Source organism: Lysinibacillus sp. NPDC093210, assembly GCF_044753985.1.
In the GTDB taxonomy this organism is placed as follows: Bacteria; Bacillota; Bacilli; order Bacillales_A; family Planococcaceae; genus Lysinibacillus.
On the sequence record NZ_JBIVOE010000004.1, the window covers coordinates 90,621 to 109,681 of the forward strand.

Annotated in this window: 14 protein-coding genes; 7 read left to right on the forward strand and 7 right to left on the reverse strand. The window is 36.2% G+C overall.

The genetic code is table 11. The features are described 5' to 3' along the window. The first annotated feature begins 104 nt into the window (after positions 1 to 104). Positions 105 to 779, forward strand: a complete 675-nt coding sequence (locus ACIP9C_RS11875; protein WP_401010828.1) for a hypothetical protein — start codon at positions 105 to 107, stop codon at positions 777 to 779. A gap of 9 nt (positions 780 to 788) precedes the next feature. Then, positions 789 to 1,331, forward strand: a complete 543-nt coding sequence (locus ACIP9C_RS11880) for a hypothetical protein (RefSeq protein WP_401010830.1) — start codon at positions 789 to 791, stop codon at positions 1,329 to 1,331. A 131-nt stretch (positions 1,332 to 1,462) separates the two neighbouring features. Here ACIP9C_RS11880 and ACIP9C_RS11885 read toward each other — a convergent pair whose 3' ends face one another. Next, entirely contained in the window at positions 1,463 to 3,100 is a 1,638-nt protein-coding gene (locus ACIP9C_RS11885) for an S-layer homology domain-containing protein (protein WP_401010832.1), read from the reverse strand. Positions 3,101 to 3,326: 226 nt separating this feature from the next. After that, positions 3,327 to 4,199 (reverse strand): agmatinase, encoded by an 873-nt coding sequence (gene speB / locus ACIP9C_RS11890; protein WP_401010834.1) that lies wholly within the window; start codon positions 4,197 to 4,199, stop codon positions 3,327 to 3,329. A gap of 311 nt (positions 4,200 to 4,510) precedes the next feature. On the opposite strand from speB, the gene ACIP9C_RS11895 reads away from it, so the two are divergent. Next, positions 4,511 to 6,565, forward strand: coding sequence for a transglycosylase domain-containing protein (locus tag ACIP9C_RS11895; protein ID WP_401010836.1), 2,055 nt, complete (start codon positions 4,511 to 4,513; stop codon positions 6,563 to 6,565). A 347-nt stretch (positions 6,566 to 6,912) separates the two neighbouring features. Here ACIP9C_RS11895 and ACIP9C_RS11900 read toward each other — a convergent pair whose 3' ends face one another. Beyond that, on the reverse strand, positions 6,913 to 7,428 hold the full coding sequence (locus tag ACIP9C_RS11900) for a YwhD family protein (protein ID WP_401010838.1): 516 nt from the start codon (positions 7,426 to 7,428) through the stop codon (positions 6,913 to 6,915). A gap of 125 nt (positions 7,429 to 7,553) precedes the next feature. Here ACIP9C_RS11900 and ACIP9C_RS11905 point away from each other — a divergent pair, with 125 nt between their 5' ends. After that, a complete protein-coding gene (locus ACIP9C_RS11905) occupies positions 7,554 to 7,739 on the forward strand; it encodes a 2-hydroxymuconate tautomerase (RefSeq protein ID WP_024362848.1) in 186 nt (61 codons plus the stop codon). A 226-nt stretch (positions 7,740 to 7,965) separates the two neighbouring features. After that, on the forward strand, positions 7,966 to 8,634 hold the full coding sequence (locus tag ACIP9C_RS11910) for a class A sortase (protein ID WP_401010840.1): 669 nt from the start codon (positions 7,966 to 7,968) through the stop codon (positions 8,632 to 8,634). A gap of 50 nt (positions 8,635 to 8,684) precedes the next feature. Here ACIP9C_RS11910 and ACIP9C_RS11915 read toward each other — a convergent pair whose 3' ends face one another. The 3 genes from ACIP9C_RS11915 to ACIP9C_RS11925 all read right to left on the reverse strand — a co-directional run bounded on the left by ACIP9C_RS11915 (position 8,685) and on the right by ACIP9C_RS11925 (position 16,379). After that, positions 8,685 to 14,177 (reverse strand): collagen binding domain-containing protein, encoded by a 5,493-nt coding sequence (locus ACIP9C_RS11915; RefSeq protein ID WP_401010842.1) that lies wholly within the window; start codon positions 14,175 to 14,177, stop codon positions 8,685 to 8,687. Between the two features lie 491 nt (positions 14,178 to 14,668). Further along, entirely contained in the window at positions 14,669 to 15,973 is a 1,305-nt protein-coding gene (locus ACIP9C_RS11920) for an HD domain-containing protein (RefSeq protein ID WP_401010844.1), read from the reverse strand. Between the two features lie 178 nt (positions 15,974 to 16,151). Then, positions 16,152 to 16,379 (reverse strand): YuzB family protein, encoded by a 228-nt coding sequence (locus ACIP9C_RS11925; protein ID WP_024362844.1) that lies wholly within the window; start codon positions 16,377 to 16,379, stop codon positions 16,152 to 16,154. Between the two features lie 234 nt (positions 16,380 to 16,613). On the opposite strand from ACIP9C_RS11925, the gene ACIP9C_RS11930 reads away from it, so the two are divergent. Further along, entirely contained in the window at positions 16,614 to 17,264 is a 651-nt protein-coding gene (locus tag ACIP9C_RS11930; RefSeq protein ID WP_401010846.1) for an RsfA family transcriptional regulator, read from the forward strand. 32 nt (positions 17,265 to 17,296) lie between these two features. Here ACIP9C_RS11930 and lipL read toward each other — a convergent pair whose 3' ends face one another. Further along, complete coding sequence (gene lipL, locus ACIP9C_RS11935; protein ID WP_401010848.1) at positions 17,297 to 18,130, reverse strand: octanoyl-[GcvH]:protein N-octanoyltransferase; 834 nt, start codon at positions 18,128 to 18,130, stop codon at positions 17,297 to 17,299. A gap of 161 nt (positions 18,131 to 18,291) precedes the next feature. Here lipL and hemQ point away from each other — a divergent pair, with 161 nt between their 5' ends. Then, a complete protein-coding gene (hemQ, locus tag ACIP9C_RS11940) occupies positions 18,292 to 19,044 on the forward strand; it encodes a hydrogen peroxide-dependent heme synthase (protein ID WP_401010850.1) in 753 nt (250 codons plus the stop codon). Positions 19,045 to 19,061 lie beyond the last annotated feature (17 nt).

Consider the following 19,061-nt stretch of genomic DNA (forward strand, 5'->3'; position numbering starts at 1 on the left):
CATTTAAAAGAATGTTTAGTAAGTATAAACAGGAGGTAATTTGTTTTGAAAAAATAGCTTATATCTTAATTTCCTACTTATGTTTTTCAATAGTACTTACTCCTATGAGTAGTAGTATCACACTAGCAAACACTTCAACAAGTGATTTCGATTTAATAAACAATGCTACACACAACACAGATTTTGATTGGGATTCCGTCCTATGGGAAGAAACGAATTTCGAAAACTCAAACGATAGTTTCCCTGATTATTTTGAAGAACAAGACGATAACGCTGAAATAGTAGACCTTGAGCCTGGAGAAGTCTATGATGGGCAGTATCATATAATTAATGAAGAGGATTTCCCCACAAGACAACCACGCTTATGGCATTTAGTAGCTAGAGTTGTTTTTTCAGGTGGACAATACGTAGTTAAATTCGGTTCAAAAATCTTTAAAAAACAACCAGCTAGTGCAGCACAAGTAGAAACACTTTCATTCCAACCTGCTACTATAAATATCGGAAATGGTAATACGGTACTTTTACAGAGAAGTAGTATGGTGCATATTTTACAAAATCACCATCCGCGTTTTTGGACAGGTTTAAAAGATAAAACCCTTTTTAACCCTAACATCACGACTCCTCAACTAAGATCACAAATAATTCAAATCATAAACCAAAATAGAGATAAGATTGACGTAAACGGCTATGGAAGAATAATTGTAATGATTGAGGGGCAAGCTTATAGATTAGTAATATCTAAAAACCGAGTTACTACATTTTATCCTAACGGCTTGTAGGTGATTTATATGATAAAAATTGATACATTCATTGCCATCGAAACAAAAAGTCTTTATTCCCATACGATTGAACAGCTTCAACAGGAATTTATTAGTATTCAAAGTAACGATGCGCTACAAATCCTTGCAAAAAATTTAACGAAAAGTAAAGGTCATTTTTTACATGGGGCTATTATTGTAGAAATAGACGGTGTGCCCATTACGTCGTTGTTTGATTGGGATGATTGTGACTTAATATGGCCAGGGTTTTTAACGATGGTTATTGATTATTTACATGATGGATTTGGTGAAACTTCTATATCATTGAATGATATCCAATGGACTTTAGAAAAAATTATTACGAAGCCAAATCATTTAGTAATTTTTTCTTCAAAGCATGGTATGGGGAAAATCACTAAAGGGGTTTGTACCGAATATGAATTTCTTCAAGCAGTCTTGCTCAGCGCACATCAATACCTGTCGTTAAGACAACAAGATACACGAACACAAACTTTAAATGGCCTGGCTGAAAAATATAAAAATCTTAGTCAATTAGCAAAAAATTGCTTATAAAAGGAATAAGATTTTCACGATTTTTTAACTGATAAAAAAACACAAAGAAGCATCTACTCACGCAGAGTAGATGCTTTTCATATATTAGATATTATTCATTTTAGAAACCCGAATGATTTAATATTAATAGTTTAATTAGACTCTAAAATTCGTGCTAAAAATACGGTGAAGTGTTGTCTAGAAACAGGATCGTTTGGCAGAAACATTCCATTTGAACCTTTAGCTATACCATTACTCTCTAATATTTGAATATATTTGTATGACCAATCAGACGGAGAAACATCCGTATAACCTTTAACGTCTCCATTCATTTTTAAGTCAAAAGCGTTTACTAATATCTTTGCTAGTTGTGCACGGGTTAGAGTTGATGTCGGATTCATTTTCCCTTGATCACCATCCACAATTCCAGATTCGTACATTAATTTTATTTGTTCGTAGTACGGATTAGTTTCCGATACATCACTAAATTCTTTTACAGTACGAACTTTTGAAAAATCAATTTCATCTACAGCAGCTAGCATTTTAAAAACATGTTCTCTTTTAATGGCATTGGTAGGTCTAAACGTTTCGTCTGGATAGCCATTTATAATTTTTCGATTTTTAATCTTTTCAATTTGTTCATAGTAAAGATGACTAAATGCTACATCAGTAAATGATTGCATACGAACTAGTAGCGTATAAGGTGAAGTACCGTTAAAAGCAAAGCTTGTGGTAGCCTCCAGAATATACTCCCCTGCTTTTACGGATGTTTCTAAAATAGTTGGTGTATTTTCTTCACGGTTTCCTATGAAAACATGGAAATTATTATCTCCCAGTAAGCGAAGATGACTACCTACTAACTCACGATTTAATCGAATTTGTATAGTTCCTTCTTTAGGAACAGTAATTTTATAGTAATCAAACGTATTACCGAAACGGCTTTCATCATAGAAAAATCCATACAGCAATGTATTGAAAGGCAGTTCCATCGCATTTTTTTCATTAATATTTTTCCCCGTCTCGGTTAAGATATTGGGATCAACGGGTTCAGCAGAAACAGTAAATGCGTAATCAATAGATGGTTCGTTGGCATTTAGGTTTTCTACTTTTACATAGTATGTACCAGCATCCACATATTGTTTAACCGAACCATCATATTGATAGCTAACCCTGTTCGACCCTATTTTTTGTAAGTCCTTATCGTATAATGTAAAACCAACTAAATTGGCATTTACTTGAGAATTAAATAATTCATCTATTTGCAATGTTATAATACTACGATTTGATAAATCAACTCGGTAATAATCATCCGTATAATAAAATGTAGTATCTAAATTTCCGACAATTCGTGTATCAAGCGGTATAGGATTTGCAAACTCTATCGAATCATTTTTTTCTAAATCATAACCCCCTACTTCTGATAGTTTATAGGAAATAGCATAATCTAGTTCCTTTTTTCTAAAAAACGCATCGCGAATACTAATTTTATATGTACCTTTGCGTAAATCAACAAAATGTGATGAACTATCTCCAGGTATGTCTTTAATTGAAATAGAGACGGTCGATTTTGGAGCAGTCCAAATTTCAAGCCTCGCGTCCCCAATATGCTGAAATGTAAATGTTACACGTTGATCTTGTTGTAAGATAATTGTATAAAAATCAGCTTCTCCATTCGTTTTCCCTATGATTTGTTCATTTTCTCCCCAAATTGGATAATTCACTATTTCTTCTGCTTTAGCAACTGGTATCGTACTAAATAATAATATAAAAACAACTAATATTTTTTTCAAAGCTTTACCTCTCCTATTCTTTCAAATGTTAACACAATGTATAATTAATTAGTTTACTAATTAACGGTTATTCACCCATTATGCGGGATAGTAACTATACCTAAGTGTTCAATACTTCCATGAGATAAGAGCTATTCTAATTTGAAAAGAAAAAAGAGATAAAAAAAGGGCTAGCTTATCGCTACCCCCTAAAAACCGCTTCATATAAACGAATACAAAGCTCCTATTATTTTACCCAGCCTAAAATCATTTCTCGTAATAATTTACTCGCTGTGTTGGCTGTCATTTCTGATGTGTCATAAATTGGTGCAACTTCAACTAAGTCAAAGCCTACAACGTTCACGCCACTTGCAGCAATTGCGTGAATTGAAGCTAGTAGCTCTTTAGACGTTATACCTCCACAATCTACTGTACCTGTCCCAGGCGCATGCGCTGGATCTAGTACATCAATATCAATTGTAACGTATACATTACGTCCAACTAATGTTGGTAGCACTTCTTTTAACGGCTCTAATACTTCAAATTTTGAAATGTGCATGCCGTTTTCTTTCGCCCACTCAAATTCTTCCTTCATACCTGAACGAATACCGAATGAATAGACATTTTTGGGTCCGATATGCTCTGCAATTTTACGAATTGGAGTTGAATGTGAAAGAGGCTCCCCTTCATATTCGACGCGTAAATCTGTATGCGCATCAAAATGAATAATTGCTAAGTCGTCGTATTTTGCTGAAACTGCCTTCATAACAGGCCAAGATACTAAATGCTCGCCGCCCATGCCGACAGGAATTTTACCGTCTTCTAGCAGCTTCACAATGAATTTCTCAATTTCATCTAAAGAACGTTGTGCATTACCAAATGGTAACGGAATATCCCCTGCATCGAAATACTTCACTTCTTCTAACTCGCGATCCAAATATGGACTATACTCTTCTAGACCAATTGAAACTTCACGAATACGCTGAGGGCCAAAACGTGAACCTGGACGATAACTAACTGTCCAGTCCATTGGCATGCCGTAAATAACTGCCTGAGCATCCTCATATGTAGGATGACTTTTTATAAAAACATTCCCTGAATAAGCCTCATCAAATCTCATATTTAGCCTCCATTAATATCTGAACTTCCTATGAAATTCAGTTTTTATATTTGTTACTCATTGAGGACTTACAGGTTTGTAATGAAACCTCATTCGCTCAATCCTCGTATACATTATTGGAACGACCAGCAAATTTCAATTAAAATCTACAAAGTGCAATACTTTTGTCGAAAGCTAGCGTTTCATATCAGTACAAAAAAAGTATAGATGTTTTTGAATAAAGTGCAATAGTTTTTGCTTAGAATTCCGATTAAAGAAGAATATTCAGACACATACTAAACTCAGGTTGTTAGAAAACGAGGTGAAGTCGGATGAAAAGAAAAATCTATCAACGTAAGCAAAAGCGTGTGAAGCGTTCACGCAAAGCGCTTACACTTTTTGTCACCTTTGCATCTGCAATAGTAGTAGCATTTATTGCACTACGCGTCTATGTTCAAGTGGCTGGTGCACCGCCATTAACTGTACCGAAAGCCTCTATATTTTTAGATGAAAACGAGAACCAAATTGGAGACCACTTTACGAATGAACGTCGCTATTGGGTTGGTCTTGATGAAATATCACCCTATTTAGTAAAAGCAGCAGTGGCCGTTGAAGATAAAGACTTTTACAAACATAGCGGTTTTGACTTTTCTCGTATTGCTGGTGCCGTATTAGTTGATATTAAAGCAGGAAGTAAGGTTCAAGGGGCAAGTACTATCACCCAACAATATGCTCGGAATTTATATTTATCTCATGAAAAATCATGGACTCGAAAAGCAAACGAGGCGTTGTATGCTTATAGATTAGAAGTTTTTTATAACAAGGACGAAATATTGGAAGGTTATTTAAACACGGTATATTATGGGCACGGAATGTACGGAATAGAAGCGGCTAGTCGTTATTATTACGGCAAATCTGCAAAAGACTTGACGCTAGCAGAGGCTGCTATGCTTGCAGGCGTACCAAAAGGTCCAAGTATATATTCGCCAATCGCCAATATTGAAAAAGCTACGAATCGCCAGCACGTCATCTTGAAACTGATGGCAGACCAAGGAGCGATAACGCAAGACGAAAAAACACGTGCTGAGGAAGAGCAACTTGTCTTAAAGAATGATATGTGGGTTGCTTCCAAATCCGTTGCACCTTATTTCCTAGATGTTGCTTGGCAAGAAGCAAGTGAAATTTTAAAAGAAAAAAATCTAGACATTAGCGAAGGTGGTTGGACTATTCAAACAACACTTAACCTTAGCCACCAAAAAGCTGCAGAAGAAGCCATAGCTAAAAATATGCCCGCTAATGATCTGCAAACAGGATTTGTTAGTATGCAATCCAAAACTGGTGCCGTCACAGCACTTGTTGGTGGTAAGGATTATGCCACTAGCTCTTTTAACCGCGTAACACAAGCAAAACGTCAACCGGGATCTACCATTAAGCCGGTTTTATATGCAGCAGCATTAGAAAATGGCTATACGCCTTTAACGTTTTTAGATGTAGGACAAACAACGTTTACTTATGATAAGGGACGCGGAACCTACTCTCCTAAAAATGTGAACGGTCAATTTGCCGACCATGATATGTCGTTGGCACAAGCCATTGCGATTTCCGATAATATTTATGCAGTTAAAACATTAGAGGATATCGGATTTAAAGCATTTCATAATATAGCGGACCGCTTTGGAGTAACTATTGGTACGAAGGACAATTTATCGCTTGCTCTTGGAACAATGGAAACAACACTGTACGAAATGACAAATGCGTATAATATTTTAGCATCAGAAGGTCAAAAAACAGCTCCAACAACGATTATCTCCATTAAAAATGCCAATGGAGACATTATTTACGATAATAAGAGCGTCGAAAAACAGGCAGAAACGGTGCTTTCAAAAGAAAATTCCTATATTCTAACAGAAATGATGACTGGTATTTTCGATCCTGTATTTAGTGATTACTCTCCTGCTACAGGGATTGGCATTCGTTCACGTATGACTCATACGTATGCTGCAAAGTCTGGCTCGACAAATAGTGATCAGTGGCTCATAGGATTTACACCAAGCTTAACGGCTGGCGTTTGGAACGGCTACGATCAGGGTAAAAACCTTTCTACGAAAGAGGATACAGCTGCCACAAAGCAAATATGGATTGACTTTATGGAAAACGTAAATAAAGGCACTAAAAACGAGGACTTCTCAAAACCAAAAGGTGTTAAAGGCGTTGTCGTAGATATCGAAACAGGAAAGCTTGCTACAGATGCCTGCCCTAAACAACGTCTCGTGTATCTAGATACCAAAGATGTACCAACTGAAAAATGTACTAACTTTGATATTCTTGATAGCAATACGTGGGGAGAATTTTGGAATATGATACCGTTCTTCAAAAATAAACAATAATGCGCAACCTTTTTCTCAAATAGTCGTTTTATTTTATTGAAAAGCTCTCGACAAAGTTATAGACATAAAACGAAAAAAGAAAAGCTTTCTCTTCCCCGGAGACGTGTCCGTGGGAACAGAAAGCTTTTCTAATTTTTTGGCCCGGGAAAGGATGAGAATCATGGGGCATTTGGCTTGGGTTTGGGTTGTCAAATGTCGCATAGCCCTCATCACATTCTAGGAACCAAGTGTCCTAGCTTACTAAAATGTAAGCTCTGAATCAAGTGTACTTTTTTTCATATCTACTTTCAACCTAATATCGAAAGCGATTGCAAAATGTCACAGATTGTTCAATCATTGATGGTCTTTTATACAAATAAGTCTTGACGTAATTGACTGTCACTGCGCTCCCAAAGTTCCGGATTTAGCTCCGCTAAGAAAGAAGCTAACACTTTTTTAGATGCTTCATCCATATGATCAACAATAATTTGTCGTTTCATCGACTTATCCATCTTGTTAACGTGATCTGCTAAAATTTTATAACCACGACGCTTTTCGCGATTTACTACCATTTCACATGCTGTTACACCTGCATAGTAAGGACCATCTGCTTTATGATCAATCGTTACCCATATTAACCAGTAAGGTTTTCCACCCTCTGAATCAGCACGATTTGTCGTAAATTTGATACCTCGTTCTACATCGCTACGTGCATGCATCGCACCTACTTCAACTGAAGCCTTACCTTCTTCTATATCAATAATGACCGGTGATACGTTTTCTAACGAAAGCGAACCAATACCATATCCTTTATGGCCATCTGTCGGGTCATTTTTTATAATCGTAAAGCCCAGTTTTTGTTTCGGTTTCTCTTCATTTGCCATACTTTAATTCCCTCCATTCTGCTATTATAAAGTAAAGCATATTCTTGCGCTTTTGTGCATAAGTAAGAAGTTTATTATTTCTTATAAACTAACTATACAACATAATTCTAAAAGGAGGCACTATTATGCCATACGTAACAGTAAAAATGATTGAAGGCCGTACAGAGGAACAAAAACGCGCACTAGTAAAAGAAGTAACAGAAGCCGTTTCACGCACAGTAAACGCACCAGTTGAAAACGTAACAGTTTTCATCGAAGAAATGTCTAAAAACCATTACGGTGTTGCAGGCGTCCGCTTCAGCGATAAATAACAATAACCGGGTAGAGCAACATACCGCTCTACCCTTTTTTTAGTCTAAATAAATTACCCATGTTTAATATCAGGGATTTATTGGCGATTTTCATAGGTTTACCGGCGATTCCTCGTGTTCTTTCGGCGATTTACATTAGTCTATCGGCGATTTACATTAGTCTATCGGCGATTTCGAAGATTTTACCGGCGATTCTTACTTACTAAAGGAAGTGATCCTACAAAATATGAAATTACTCAAAATGACACTACTCATTTGTATGCTGATTATCGGTTTACTACTTATTTTTATTAATCCTATTCAAAATGCAGTTATCGCTCATTTAAGTAAACAGCTAAATACGACTGATTACAGTGCAGAAGAGTTGCAAATGAACAATAATGCAAAAGCAAATTTTGAATTTGAAGATGTCCAATCTTTGTCCATAGCAGAAGTTTTAAAAGCACAGACACAGATCGATCATTTACCTGTCATCGGAAGTATTGTCATACCTAATGTAGACATGCACCTTCCTATTATTAAAGGAGTCGGCAATGCATCTCTTGCAGTCGGAGCAGGCACCATGAAGTCTAATCAAAAATTAGGACAAGGAAATTACGCCTTAGCTGGTCATTATTTTGAAGAAAAAAATATATTATTCAGTCCATTATATAAAGCAAACATTGGTGATGTAATTTACATAAAGGATTTGGAAAATATTTATGAGTACAAATTAACAACAAAAAAAGTGATTGCAGCAACAGATGTCTATGTCATTGATGATATCCCAAATCAAACTGTTTTGACCCTTATTACATGTGCTGATAATGGCACAAAACGCCTTGCTATCCATGCAGATTTTGTGGAGCAATATCCATTAAATAATGCACCTGCAAAGCTATCGGAAGCTTTTTAGTATAGAAAAACCCCCAAGGCTTAATTGTCTTGGGGGTTAATTATTGTACATTATTTCATTTCTGCATTACGACGACGCAAGAAGAACAATGCACCTAAAACAAGCATTACACCTGTTAGAGTAAGTGCTGTTTGATTTGCCCCATCTGTTTGTGGCAGTTTACCTTGTGCTTTTAATTGAGCTTCCAAACGTTTCGCATCTTCCTTGATTTTATTAATATCAAGTGTTTTTGCAACATTCGCCTGATCCTCTTTTGATAAATTATTATATTTATCAAGGAAATCCTTATACGCATCTAGCGTGTCTTTATTTGCAGTAGAAGGATTGTATGGCGGTAAGTTTTTACCTTGATCAATCACATCTTGTACTGATGGTTTAGACGTGTCTGGTTTTCCAGGTGTCGTTGGATCTTTTGAATCTGTTGACGGATTACCTGGATTACCTGGCTCATCTGGATTTGTAGATGGATTTTCTGAATCTGGCGTTGGTTTATTCGGGTCCACTGGATTTTCTGGATCTGGTGTTGGCTTGTTTGGATCCACTGGTTTCTCTGGATCTGGTGTTGGCTTGTTTGGATCCACTGGTTTCTCTGGATCTGGTGTTGGCTTGCTTGGATCCACTGGTTTCTCTGGATCTGGTGTTGGCTTGCTTGGCTCGCCTGGCTGTTCTGGATCTGGTGTCGAGCCACCTCCTCCACCTCCGCCTGTATAAACAGGTTTAGCAATTGCTTCACAATCTTTTACAACAATTGAACTTATTAAGCTGCTTCCTTCATATACATAGTACGTCCCTGGCTCAACTGTATAAGGAATTGTTACCTTACCACTTGCACCCGTTGTACTAGTTGCAATGATCATGCCATTTTTATCTTTAATAGTAAATGCTACACCCTCACGAGGGTTGCCGTATACATCTTGAATTGTTAGTGTAAAAATAGGGCATGCATTTTCAGTTACCTCAACACTATCGGCACATTTACCTTCTTCATAAGTAACATGAATGTTACCTAATTTTCCTCCAAGCCTATTGTATACGTCATATGTTGTACCCTCTACTAACAGCGATTTGTCTTGGAAAATAATTTGTCCATTAGCGTCTGTTACTCCCTCTGTCACATAGCTACCTGTCGTTGTTTTTATAACAACTGCTACACCAGCCCCTACATGGCTTACTCCACCAAATTGGTTGACTGTTAACGTAAATTGAGGACAAGCTTTAATAACTTTAACAGTTCCTACACAGTTTGTATCATCGTTTACAATCACTTTCCCAAATAGCTCATCATTATCAATAAAGACATTATATGTGCCACCTGGAACTTTATTAATTGTAAATGTAACGGCGCCACTATTATTAATAGTGCCCAGTTCAATCTCTGTAACATTATTTTCAGATACTAGTTTCACTTTTTTTCCAACATCATCAGTCGATACATTATCAATCGTTAATGTAAATACTGGGCAACCTTTAATAAATGTAATTGTTGCTTCACAATCTTGACCAACTGTAATTGTTTCAGCCATCGCTTGATCGTCTACAAATACTGTATATGTGCCACTCACAAGTGGTGTAGGCACCGTTACTTTGCCAGTAGCATCTATATTTCCTAAATTAATAGATGTTCCTGTACCATCTTTCTTCACTGTCACAGATTTTCCTACTAACTCAGTTGGCAGATTGTTGATTGTTAATGTAAATATAGGACATCCCGCTACATAGTCAATCACTGCTTCACACTTATTGTCCACTGTAATCGTTTCTATTACAATTTGGCCATCTACATATACGGTATATGTGCCGTTTGTTAGTGTTGGAGCTTTAACTTTTCCATTTGAATCTAGATTACCTAAATTAATTATTGGACCTGTACCATCTTTCTTTACTGTTACTGCTTTTCCAACTAAATCAGTCGGAAGATTATTAATCGTTAACATGAATACTGGACAGCCTATGGCAAATGTAATTGCTGCTTCACAGTTACCATCTACTGTAATCATTTCAGTCATTAATTGTCCATCTACATATACTGAATACGTACCACCTGCAATAGATGTACTTGATGTTACTTTACCATCAACATCTAGATTTCCTAGATTAATATCTGGGGCCGTACCATCCTTTTTCAATGTAACTACTTTTCCTGCTAGTTCAGTTGGCAAATTATTAACTGTTAACTCAAAGTTTGGACAGCTGAACCCAGCATTAATTTTTGTGTTTTTGATTATTCCAATACCTGTCGTTGCATCAAATATTACATCTATTTTACCCGAGATTTTTTGATAGCCTAATGGTGCTTTCACTTCTTCTAATTTATACGTTTTATAATTGTATACTTTAGAAGTTTGTATTGTGCCATCAGCGCCCGTTGTTAAATTACTTTCTAACAACACAGTACCTGTAGAGTTGTATAGATTAAATACAGCCCCTTCAAGAACAGTCGATGCATTAGTTGAATCTACTTTTTTAATTGTAAGCTTATCTCTACCTACAACCGTTGCGCCGGAGGCAACCCATTGTATCTCTGTCTTATTGCTAGTAGTCTTAGCTAATTCTGATTTAAATTCACCAGCGAAACTAGCCTCATTACCAATAGTCGCACCCTGTGCAGCTTCAATAAAGGTTTGATAAGTTAGTTTGTACTGATTTTCAATATCTTGAAGGAATAGGAGTGTAAATTTCGTTTTACCTGTGATATCAACGCCTACTTTGATTCGAGCAACTTCACTTCCAGCACTAAAAAATGCATATTCTTTACCTTCTTCAATTGTTGCTTTTAATAAGGTTCTATATTGATCACTTATATTACCTACATCATAGTATTGTTCTTCAAGCGCAAATGTGTCTGTCAATAACATTTGGTCGCCTTGTAAAATATCCGTTAATTCTACTTCATTCGCAGTAGTCGTTAACTTTGAACGACTTTCATTTAACATAACTGTCCAGTCTGCTAAATCGCTACTTGGTGTATTTTGTTTACCTGTTTTGCTTAATACTTCGCCACTATTAGTCGGTGTAAATGGTACATCTTTGTCAAATACTTTTTGCATTGTACCATTTTTAGTAGCATTTAAAATAGCTTCATTGCTATACGTACCTGTCACTTTTTCATCTTTAAGCGTGGTTTTGTAAATAATACGATATGCTTCTTTATCTAGCGTTCCTAAATTTAAGTTAAAGCTTGTAGGAGTTACATCTGAAAAAGCATATCCACTTAGAGCTGGCAGAACCGGTGTAACACCATTAGTAGTATTGTTTAAAGTTAACTTATAGACTTCTAAAGATCCAGCCACTAATTTTTGACCACTACTAAAAGTATCAGTTAGTACAGCGTTTGTTAAATGATCCAAATTATAATTGACATCAACTGTCCATGTAAATTGCTTGGTCGAACGGTCGTATTCAACCTTTTTATTACCATTGCCACTCGTGTAACTATCAACAGTATTTGTTGCATTTTTATCGAAACCATATTCATTGCCATTTGGTCCCCATGATATAGAAGCTGAATTTTTATATATCAAATCAGACGGTACGGAATCTGGTTGGAAATGCGTTTTATATTCGATTACTTGTTCCGTTGTAATTATAGAAGGAAATGTTAACCTAAAGCCTTTTGTTGTACTTTCATTAGCATCACCAACAGTGATTTCTCTATAACTGTCGTCATCTTGTTTAAATTCGACTTTTACACCACTTAATGCTGTTAGGTTTTTAAATCCATCACCTTTAAGAGATAGACCAACGTTTTGTTGGAAATTATCCACTACTACAACTTTCTCCATTGGTTGTTGGTCACTATTAACTTTAAGCATCCATGATAATAGTTTATTGTTGTAATCTACACTTGTGGAACCAGATTTATGGAAAACATTTTGAGATAACTTTTTATTATCTGTTTTTTCTGTTCCAGCTGCAATTACCTTATTTGAAACTTGAACTTCATTAAGTGAATCAATACGATTATCTAATTTTGTTTCATATTCAATGCGATAAGCTTTCTTTCCAGCTGGTAAGTTAAATTTTAATTTATAGACATTACTAGGATCTATCATTGGTTCAAGAGATGTAGCTGTACTATTTATCGGAACATAGGTTAAATCTGATTGTACGTCCAATTCGTAATATTTCGCACTTCCAGCAACATATTGATGATTTTGACTTGTCAGCTCATCTATTAATACTCCATCTCGCCCTGCTACTTGGTCTAAATTATAATCAATTCTCCATTTTACAGTTTGAGTTATAGAATCGTAGGAATTCGCAACAAATTCCTTTTTTAATGGCTCTGCATACTGTAACGAAATATTATTTGAATTTATAACCGAAGTTTTCGGAGTAGAATCATCAAATAATTGAGCCTCATTGTTTACAGATGGGGATGAACCTGTAAGCACATTACGGTCAATTGTTGTTTCATAAGTGACACGAACAGCTCCATTAATTTGACCAAGTGCTATATCAAATCCATCTGAAGTATTCGTTATATTTACACTATCAACAGGAGTTTCTATACCTACAGATTTCACAGAACCATCTATATTTAAGATAAGCGGTGCAACTTTCACAGTCGTTTTGTCAATTACTAACCCAGGTATTGGTGTATCCTTTAAAATTGCATCTGACAGCGTTTCCCCTTGATGGTTGATATCTATCGTCCATAATATTTTATTGGCATTTCTATGATCTAAAACTGCATCTCGAAAAGCTTGTCCTTTTTTAGATGGTGTTGTAACCGAAGGATTAAATATTACTGTTTTGCTATCCTGTAAAACCCCTTCGTAACTAATTACAAGCGTTTCTGGTTTATTTGCCTCAAATTGACTACTATCAAAATCGCGTTGCAAATTAAACGTACCATTTAAATCACCTGAAGCAACATCATCCACTGCATTTTGATTAAAGGTAAACTTTACTTTATTCGTATTATCTACTACATACGTTCCATAGCTTGTCCCTCCAAGAAGGAGGTTTCCGCTTGTAACACCTGTCGCAAATTGAGTAGGTAACTGGAACTCGACAGAGTCACCAACAACTAATCCTGTTGTTTCTTTTAGTTGCCAATCAAGATATACAAAAAATTTGTTTGTATTACTCCAAATTATTGGACTTCCAACTATTGATACCGCTGTTGCTGCATCATTTCCTTGTCGAATGTCTAAATTACTTATGCTAAATTGTGTAGGTACTATAACTAACGGGTTAACTTGTAGTGTAGTTGCCTTTTCTTCATTATCTGAGATAATTTTATCTTCATCAGTCGTTTCTTCCCCTTCAGTCACATCATCTTTTTCTGTTTCATCTGGAAGTATTTCACTTGAGTCACTACCAGAATCAGCTCCACCAGCTTCCCCCGTTTCCCCAGGTGTTGTCACTGTTGAATCTGGGTCGCCTGTGCCCGCCGAATCAGAAGTGGTTCCGTCATTTCCTGATTCCACTGATGGAGGTAAAGAAGAATCTCCTTCTTCCGCAAACACGGATAGCGGTGAAAGTACGGTTTGGAACACAAGCAATAATGTAATGATTGCTAAATTTATTTTTTTCATGTTTCTCTCCTTTTCTAAGTTTAGAGAGATTCCTATAGGCGTTTGCTGACGACTTTGCATGCTTTCTAAACCTCGAAAGCTACGCTCCAAACATTCGGTTTGCCCCTCTTCCCCTTAAATAACTCGTCGTCGTTACGAATACATTTAAAACCGTCTTACACGCGGTCAATTATCATGCTGCCTAGTCATTGTGTTTGTAAACAGTTGTATGTATCCTAAGCTGATGTGATGCCTTTACAAATATAATGGCCTCACCCCCTTTTATGTTTTACTTCATTATAAAAAGCATATCTAAACAAATTCTAAACATTACCATATTTTTCATTATCATTTCCTAGATATATCACCAACACTTCAAACCAATATGAAATTTTACATAACAAAAAACACTAAACTATCACTATATTCAAGTGAGTTTAGTGCTTTTATATTATATATATACAATTTGGTTTTGCATATTCATAAAACAGATATATTTCCTCATATTTTTTTCATTGTATTTGTAATAACTTTAAAATCTGTTGTTTAACTCCCGCTTTTGTACTATCATCCTCTAAAATATCGAGTGGGAAATATACTTTATGATCTCGTTTCATTCGACCAGAAATGGAATCGACAATAATAGATTCCCTTGAAAGTTCACGTAATTCCCCGTTTTTCATCTCTAAAAAAATAGGGACACGTACTTCTTCCTCCCCTGGTCGATAAAAATCGTATGGAAGATCTGCCGTTGTATCATGCACAAGGTAGTATTCTGGATTTATGTCTGCTTGTTTAAATAACTCTTGTAGCTTTTGATATTTCTCAAGTTCTACGCCTGGATCTAAATCGATGTACTGGAATAGCTTACGATTGACAAAGCGGCGACTTAAATCACTTAATATCGCGTCTTCTTCTTGCATCCATAGTTGAAAATATGTAAAAAGAATACTTTCATCCAGAGCAAGATAATCTTCCAACGTAATCGAGTTTTGGAAAAATGCTAAAAAGTGTGTAGGCTCATGCTTAAACTTATAGCCTGCTTTGCTTAATTGCTTTGCTCGTTTTAATATATTATTTAAAATAACCTCTGCGCTACGAGATACAGGATGGAAATATATTTGTAAGTACATTTGATAGCGACTCATAATATAATCCTCTACCGCATGCATACCTGTTGCTTTAATCACTACTTGATTTTTACGTGGGCGCATTACTCGTAATATGCGTTCCATATCAAAATGTCCATAGCTTACACCTGTAAAATACGCGTCACGCTGTAAGTAATCCATACGATCAGCGTCTATTTGGCTCGATATTAGGCTTATGACTTGCTTATTCGGATACGTTTTTTCAATCACTTGCGATACTTTTTCAGGAAAATCTGGTGCTACTTTTTTTAGCACTGCATGTACTTCCGTATCGCCAAGTAAAATTTGCCTCGTATAAAATTCATGATCTAACTCAAATACATTTTCAAATGCATGTGAAAATGGGCCATGCCCTAGATCATGTAATAGGGCTGCACAAAGCACTAGTAGTCGCTCGTCCTCATCCCAATCCGGACGACCTACAAAAATATCATCGACAATCCGACGCACTATTTCATAAACACCAAGTGAATGACTAAAGCGACTATGCTCTGCTCCATGGAATACTAAAAACGTAGTGCCAAGTTGGCGAATTCTACGCAAACGTTGAAATTCTTTTGTTCCTACTAAATCCCAAATAACCTGATCACGCACATGTACATAACGATGTACTGGATCTTTAAATACTTTTTCCTCTTGTAATTTTGCCTTTGCATAATGTGTCAATTGTACAGCACCTCCATTTCATCTTTCTTCTATTATATGCAAACAATATAGAACTAGCATAGGGATTGCACTGTAACTATAGAGACTATCAACCTAATTGAACGCAATTTTTACTTTAAATAGGTAACTATCGCTCTAAAACAAAAACTACCTTCAGCTATGTGAAGATAGTTTTTTATTACTTATTTTTTAATTTAGCTAAAACTTTTTCCATTAGTTCTTCTTCTGTTAATGCAGCTACAGGGCGACTATTTACAAATGTAAATGTCTTTTTTCGTCCCGGGCCACAATAAGAGTGACATCCAATTTCGATGGTTGCATCAGGATCTATTTCCTTTAATTTTGGAATTAACGTTTTTAAGTTAACGGCCTGACATTCATCGCAAACTTTAAATTCGTTTGCCATTTTGTCAACAACCCTTTCTATATAGTATTTTGTTAATTAAAATTTTCTAATGTCCGCATAACCTTCACATATTTAAGTATGCAGCATACGCACAAACCTACATCCGGTATTGTATCGCATTTTTCCCCTTGTATTCAAGCATAATTCCTTCCACTTGGATGAATAAAAGGTTAAAAGATTGGTCATGCTAGACATAAATAAGGAAGTTCCAAATAAAGGTGGGAGGATTATATGATGAGTAAAGTAAGACAAGATGCTTGGTTAGAAGAAAACGATGAATTGCTAGCAGAGGCAGTAATTCGTCACGTAACAGAAGGTAGCACACAGTTAAATGCCTTTGAAGAAGCTGGTGATGCGTTAAATCGTACTGCTGCAGCATGTGGTTTTCGCTGGAATGCAGTTGTTCGTAAAACTTATGAAGAGCAGTTAGCAGAAGCGAAAAAAGAAAGAAAAGAGAGAATGCGAGTGTTGGGCGCACCAGCAAGACGTCGTTCCACAAATATGTTTACAATTAATAATAGTGATACAGATAGCAAGTCAATTCCACTATCAGCACTATCTCTTGATATTGTCATAGCATATTTACTACGTTTACAACATTCTGGTGAAATAGGTAATGAGTCTTCAAAATGGAGACAACTTGTACACGTAACCTCTGAGAAAAATAAAAAACTAGAGAAAACAATTACTCAGCTAGAAGAGGAAAATCGAGCAATTCGCAAAGATTATGAGCAGTTTGTACAAATTATGAACCGTGCTAGACGCCTTGTAACGCTAGATGAAGAGGAAGAACGTATTGCTCCTGTTTTCAAAATGGAGAAAAACGGTAATCTAGTTGTGAGCGGTCCAACATATCAAAAAGAAAATGGCGATGTGCTTAGTTAGCACATCGCCTTTTTTTTCAAGGTCTGCTACTATTATTTCAATTCAAGCATTTTAGCATTTCGTTCGAACACACGCTGTAAATAAAATGCATATAGTTGTAATTCTTCATCATGAAAAGGCTCTAGACGAACTTCATCGGCAAATGTCTGGATAATTTGTTGTAGACGAATTACTACGTCTTCTACCTTTAATGATGCATCGACCAATTCACTTAATGAAGCCATTACATCCGGTATAATTTTGGGATACGTAAATTTCGTTTTCTCTCCTCGTAAACTCTCAGCGTAAAAATCACGAATAAGTGCAGCACGTTCTGCACCGCTTCCTTCAATACATAAATAAATTTGCACTGCAACACCTTGACGTAATCGTCTTTGTGAAATGCCGGCAAACTTCTTACCTCCAATACTTAAATCATAGGACCCTGGGCAATAAGAACCTACAATTTCATAGGCTTCAATTTTATCGGCAACTTCTGGTAGTAAGGCTTTGATTAGCGCTACCATTACATCATAGCCATCATTAATGCCAATTGCAGTTGCTTGTTCTGATAAAACAAGTGAAATATTCAGTATGCCTTCATCTAGCACAACGGCTAGCCCGCCTGAGTTGCGTACGATTGGGTGATAGCCTCGTTCCTCAAGCAATTTCATTCCTTGCTGTACAAATGGTAAACGATGATCTTGAATCCCAAGCACTACGGACGCATTATGTACCCAAGTTCTTATTGTCGGCGGCGATACAAGCTGTCCTACTAATTGACAAAGCGTATCATCGGTAGCAAATGATTCAAGCGGTGTGCTGTTTTTCAAGCTAATAGATTGATCATATAAACGCCAAATCGGCTGTTGTAAATTACTGTTCATTATATTTTGAAGCTCCTCTATTTACATCTCTTCTCTTTAGCATACAGCATCCGACGAAGGTGTCAAATTCGTGAAATTCAATCATGAATTTAGGGATTTCGCACAAACTATGATAAACTAAATTAAGAATGATTTTCACTTATAAAGGAGTGCTTTGAATAATGAATGAAGCAGCAATTACATTAGATGGTTGGTACGCATTACACGATTTCCGCTCAATCGACTGGGCTTCTTGGAAACTTGTTTCTGCTGAAGAACGTCAAGCAGCAGTTGAAGAATTTATTGCTTATTTAGAAAAGCTAAATGAAGCAGATGTTGCTAAAACAGGTGCTCATGCATTTTACGCAATCGTTGGTCAAAAGGCCGACTTTATGATTATGACATTACGTGAAACAATGGATGAATTACAAGAGCTTGAAGCGGAGTTTAACAAATTAGCAATTGCTGATTTTACAATTCCTACATATTCTTATGTATCTGTTGTCGAGCTTTCAAACTACTTAGCTGGTGAATCAAACGAAGATCCTTATCAAAATCCACATGTGCGTGCACGTCTATACCCTGAACTTCCTCGTTCTAAGTATGTATGCTTCTATCCAATGGACAAGCGTCGTCAAGGTAATGATAACTGGTACATGTTATCAATGGATGAGCGCAAGTCTTTAATGCGTTCACATGGTATGATTGGTCGAGGCTATGCTGGAAAAGTAAAACAAATTATTACTGGCTCTGTTGGATTCGATGATCATGAATGGGGCGTTACTTTATTCGCAGATGATGTATTGCAATTTAAAAAATTAGTATATGAAATGCGTTTCGACGAAGTATCTGCTCGCTACGGTGAGTTCGGTGCATTCTTTGTTGGTAACCTACTTGATAATGATAAATTAGTGAACTTCCTATCAGTTAAATAAAATAAAAAATGCGCGTC

Coding starts and splice junctions, on each gene's coding strand:
- ACIP9C_RS11875 (WP_401010828.1), top strand. CDS start 105: ATGAGTAGTAGTATCACACTAGCAAACACTTCAACAAGTGATTTCGAT.
- ACIP9C_RS11880 (WP_401010830.1), top strand. CDS start 789: ATGATAAAAATTGATACATTCATTGCCATCGAAACAAAAAGTCTTTAT.
- speB (WP_401010834.1), bottom strand. CDS start 4,199: ATGAGATTTGATGAGGCTTATTCAGGGAATGTTTTTATAAAAAGTCAT.
- ACIP9C_RS11895 (WP_401010836.1), top strand. CDS start 4,511: ATGAAAAGAAAAATCTATCAACGTAAGCAAAAGCGTGTGAAGCGTTCA.
- ACIP9C_RS11900 (WP_401010838.1), bottom strand. CDS start 7,428: ATGGCAAATGAAGAGAAACCGAAACAAAAACTGGGCTTTACGATTATA.
- ACIP9C_RS11905 (WP_024362848.1), top strand. CDS start 7,554: ATGCCATACGTAACAGTAAAAATGATTGAAGGCCGTACAGAGGAACAA.
- ACIP9C_RS11910 (WP_401010840.1), top strand. CDS start 7,966: ATGAAATTACTCAAAATGACACTACTCATTTGTATGCTGATTATCGGT.
- ACIP9C_RS11915 (WP_401010842.1), bottom strand. CDS start 14,177: ATGAAAAAAATAAATTTAGCAATCATTACATTATTGCTTGTGTTCCAA.
- ACIP9C_RS11925 (WP_024362844.1), bottom strand. CDS start 16,379: ATGGCAAACGAATTTAAAGTTTGCGATGAATGTCAGGCCGTTAACTTA.
- ACIP9C_RS11930 (WP_401010846.1), top strand. CDS start 16,614: ATGAGTAAAGTAAGACAAGATGCTTGGTTAGAAGAAAACGATGAATTG.
- lipL (WP_401010848.1), bottom strand. CDS start 18,130: ATGAACAGTAATTTACAACAGCCGATTTGGCGTTTATATGATCAATCT.
- hemQ (WP_401010850.1), top strand. CDS start 18,292: ATGAATGAAGCAGCAATTACATTAGATGGTTGGTACGCATTACACGAT.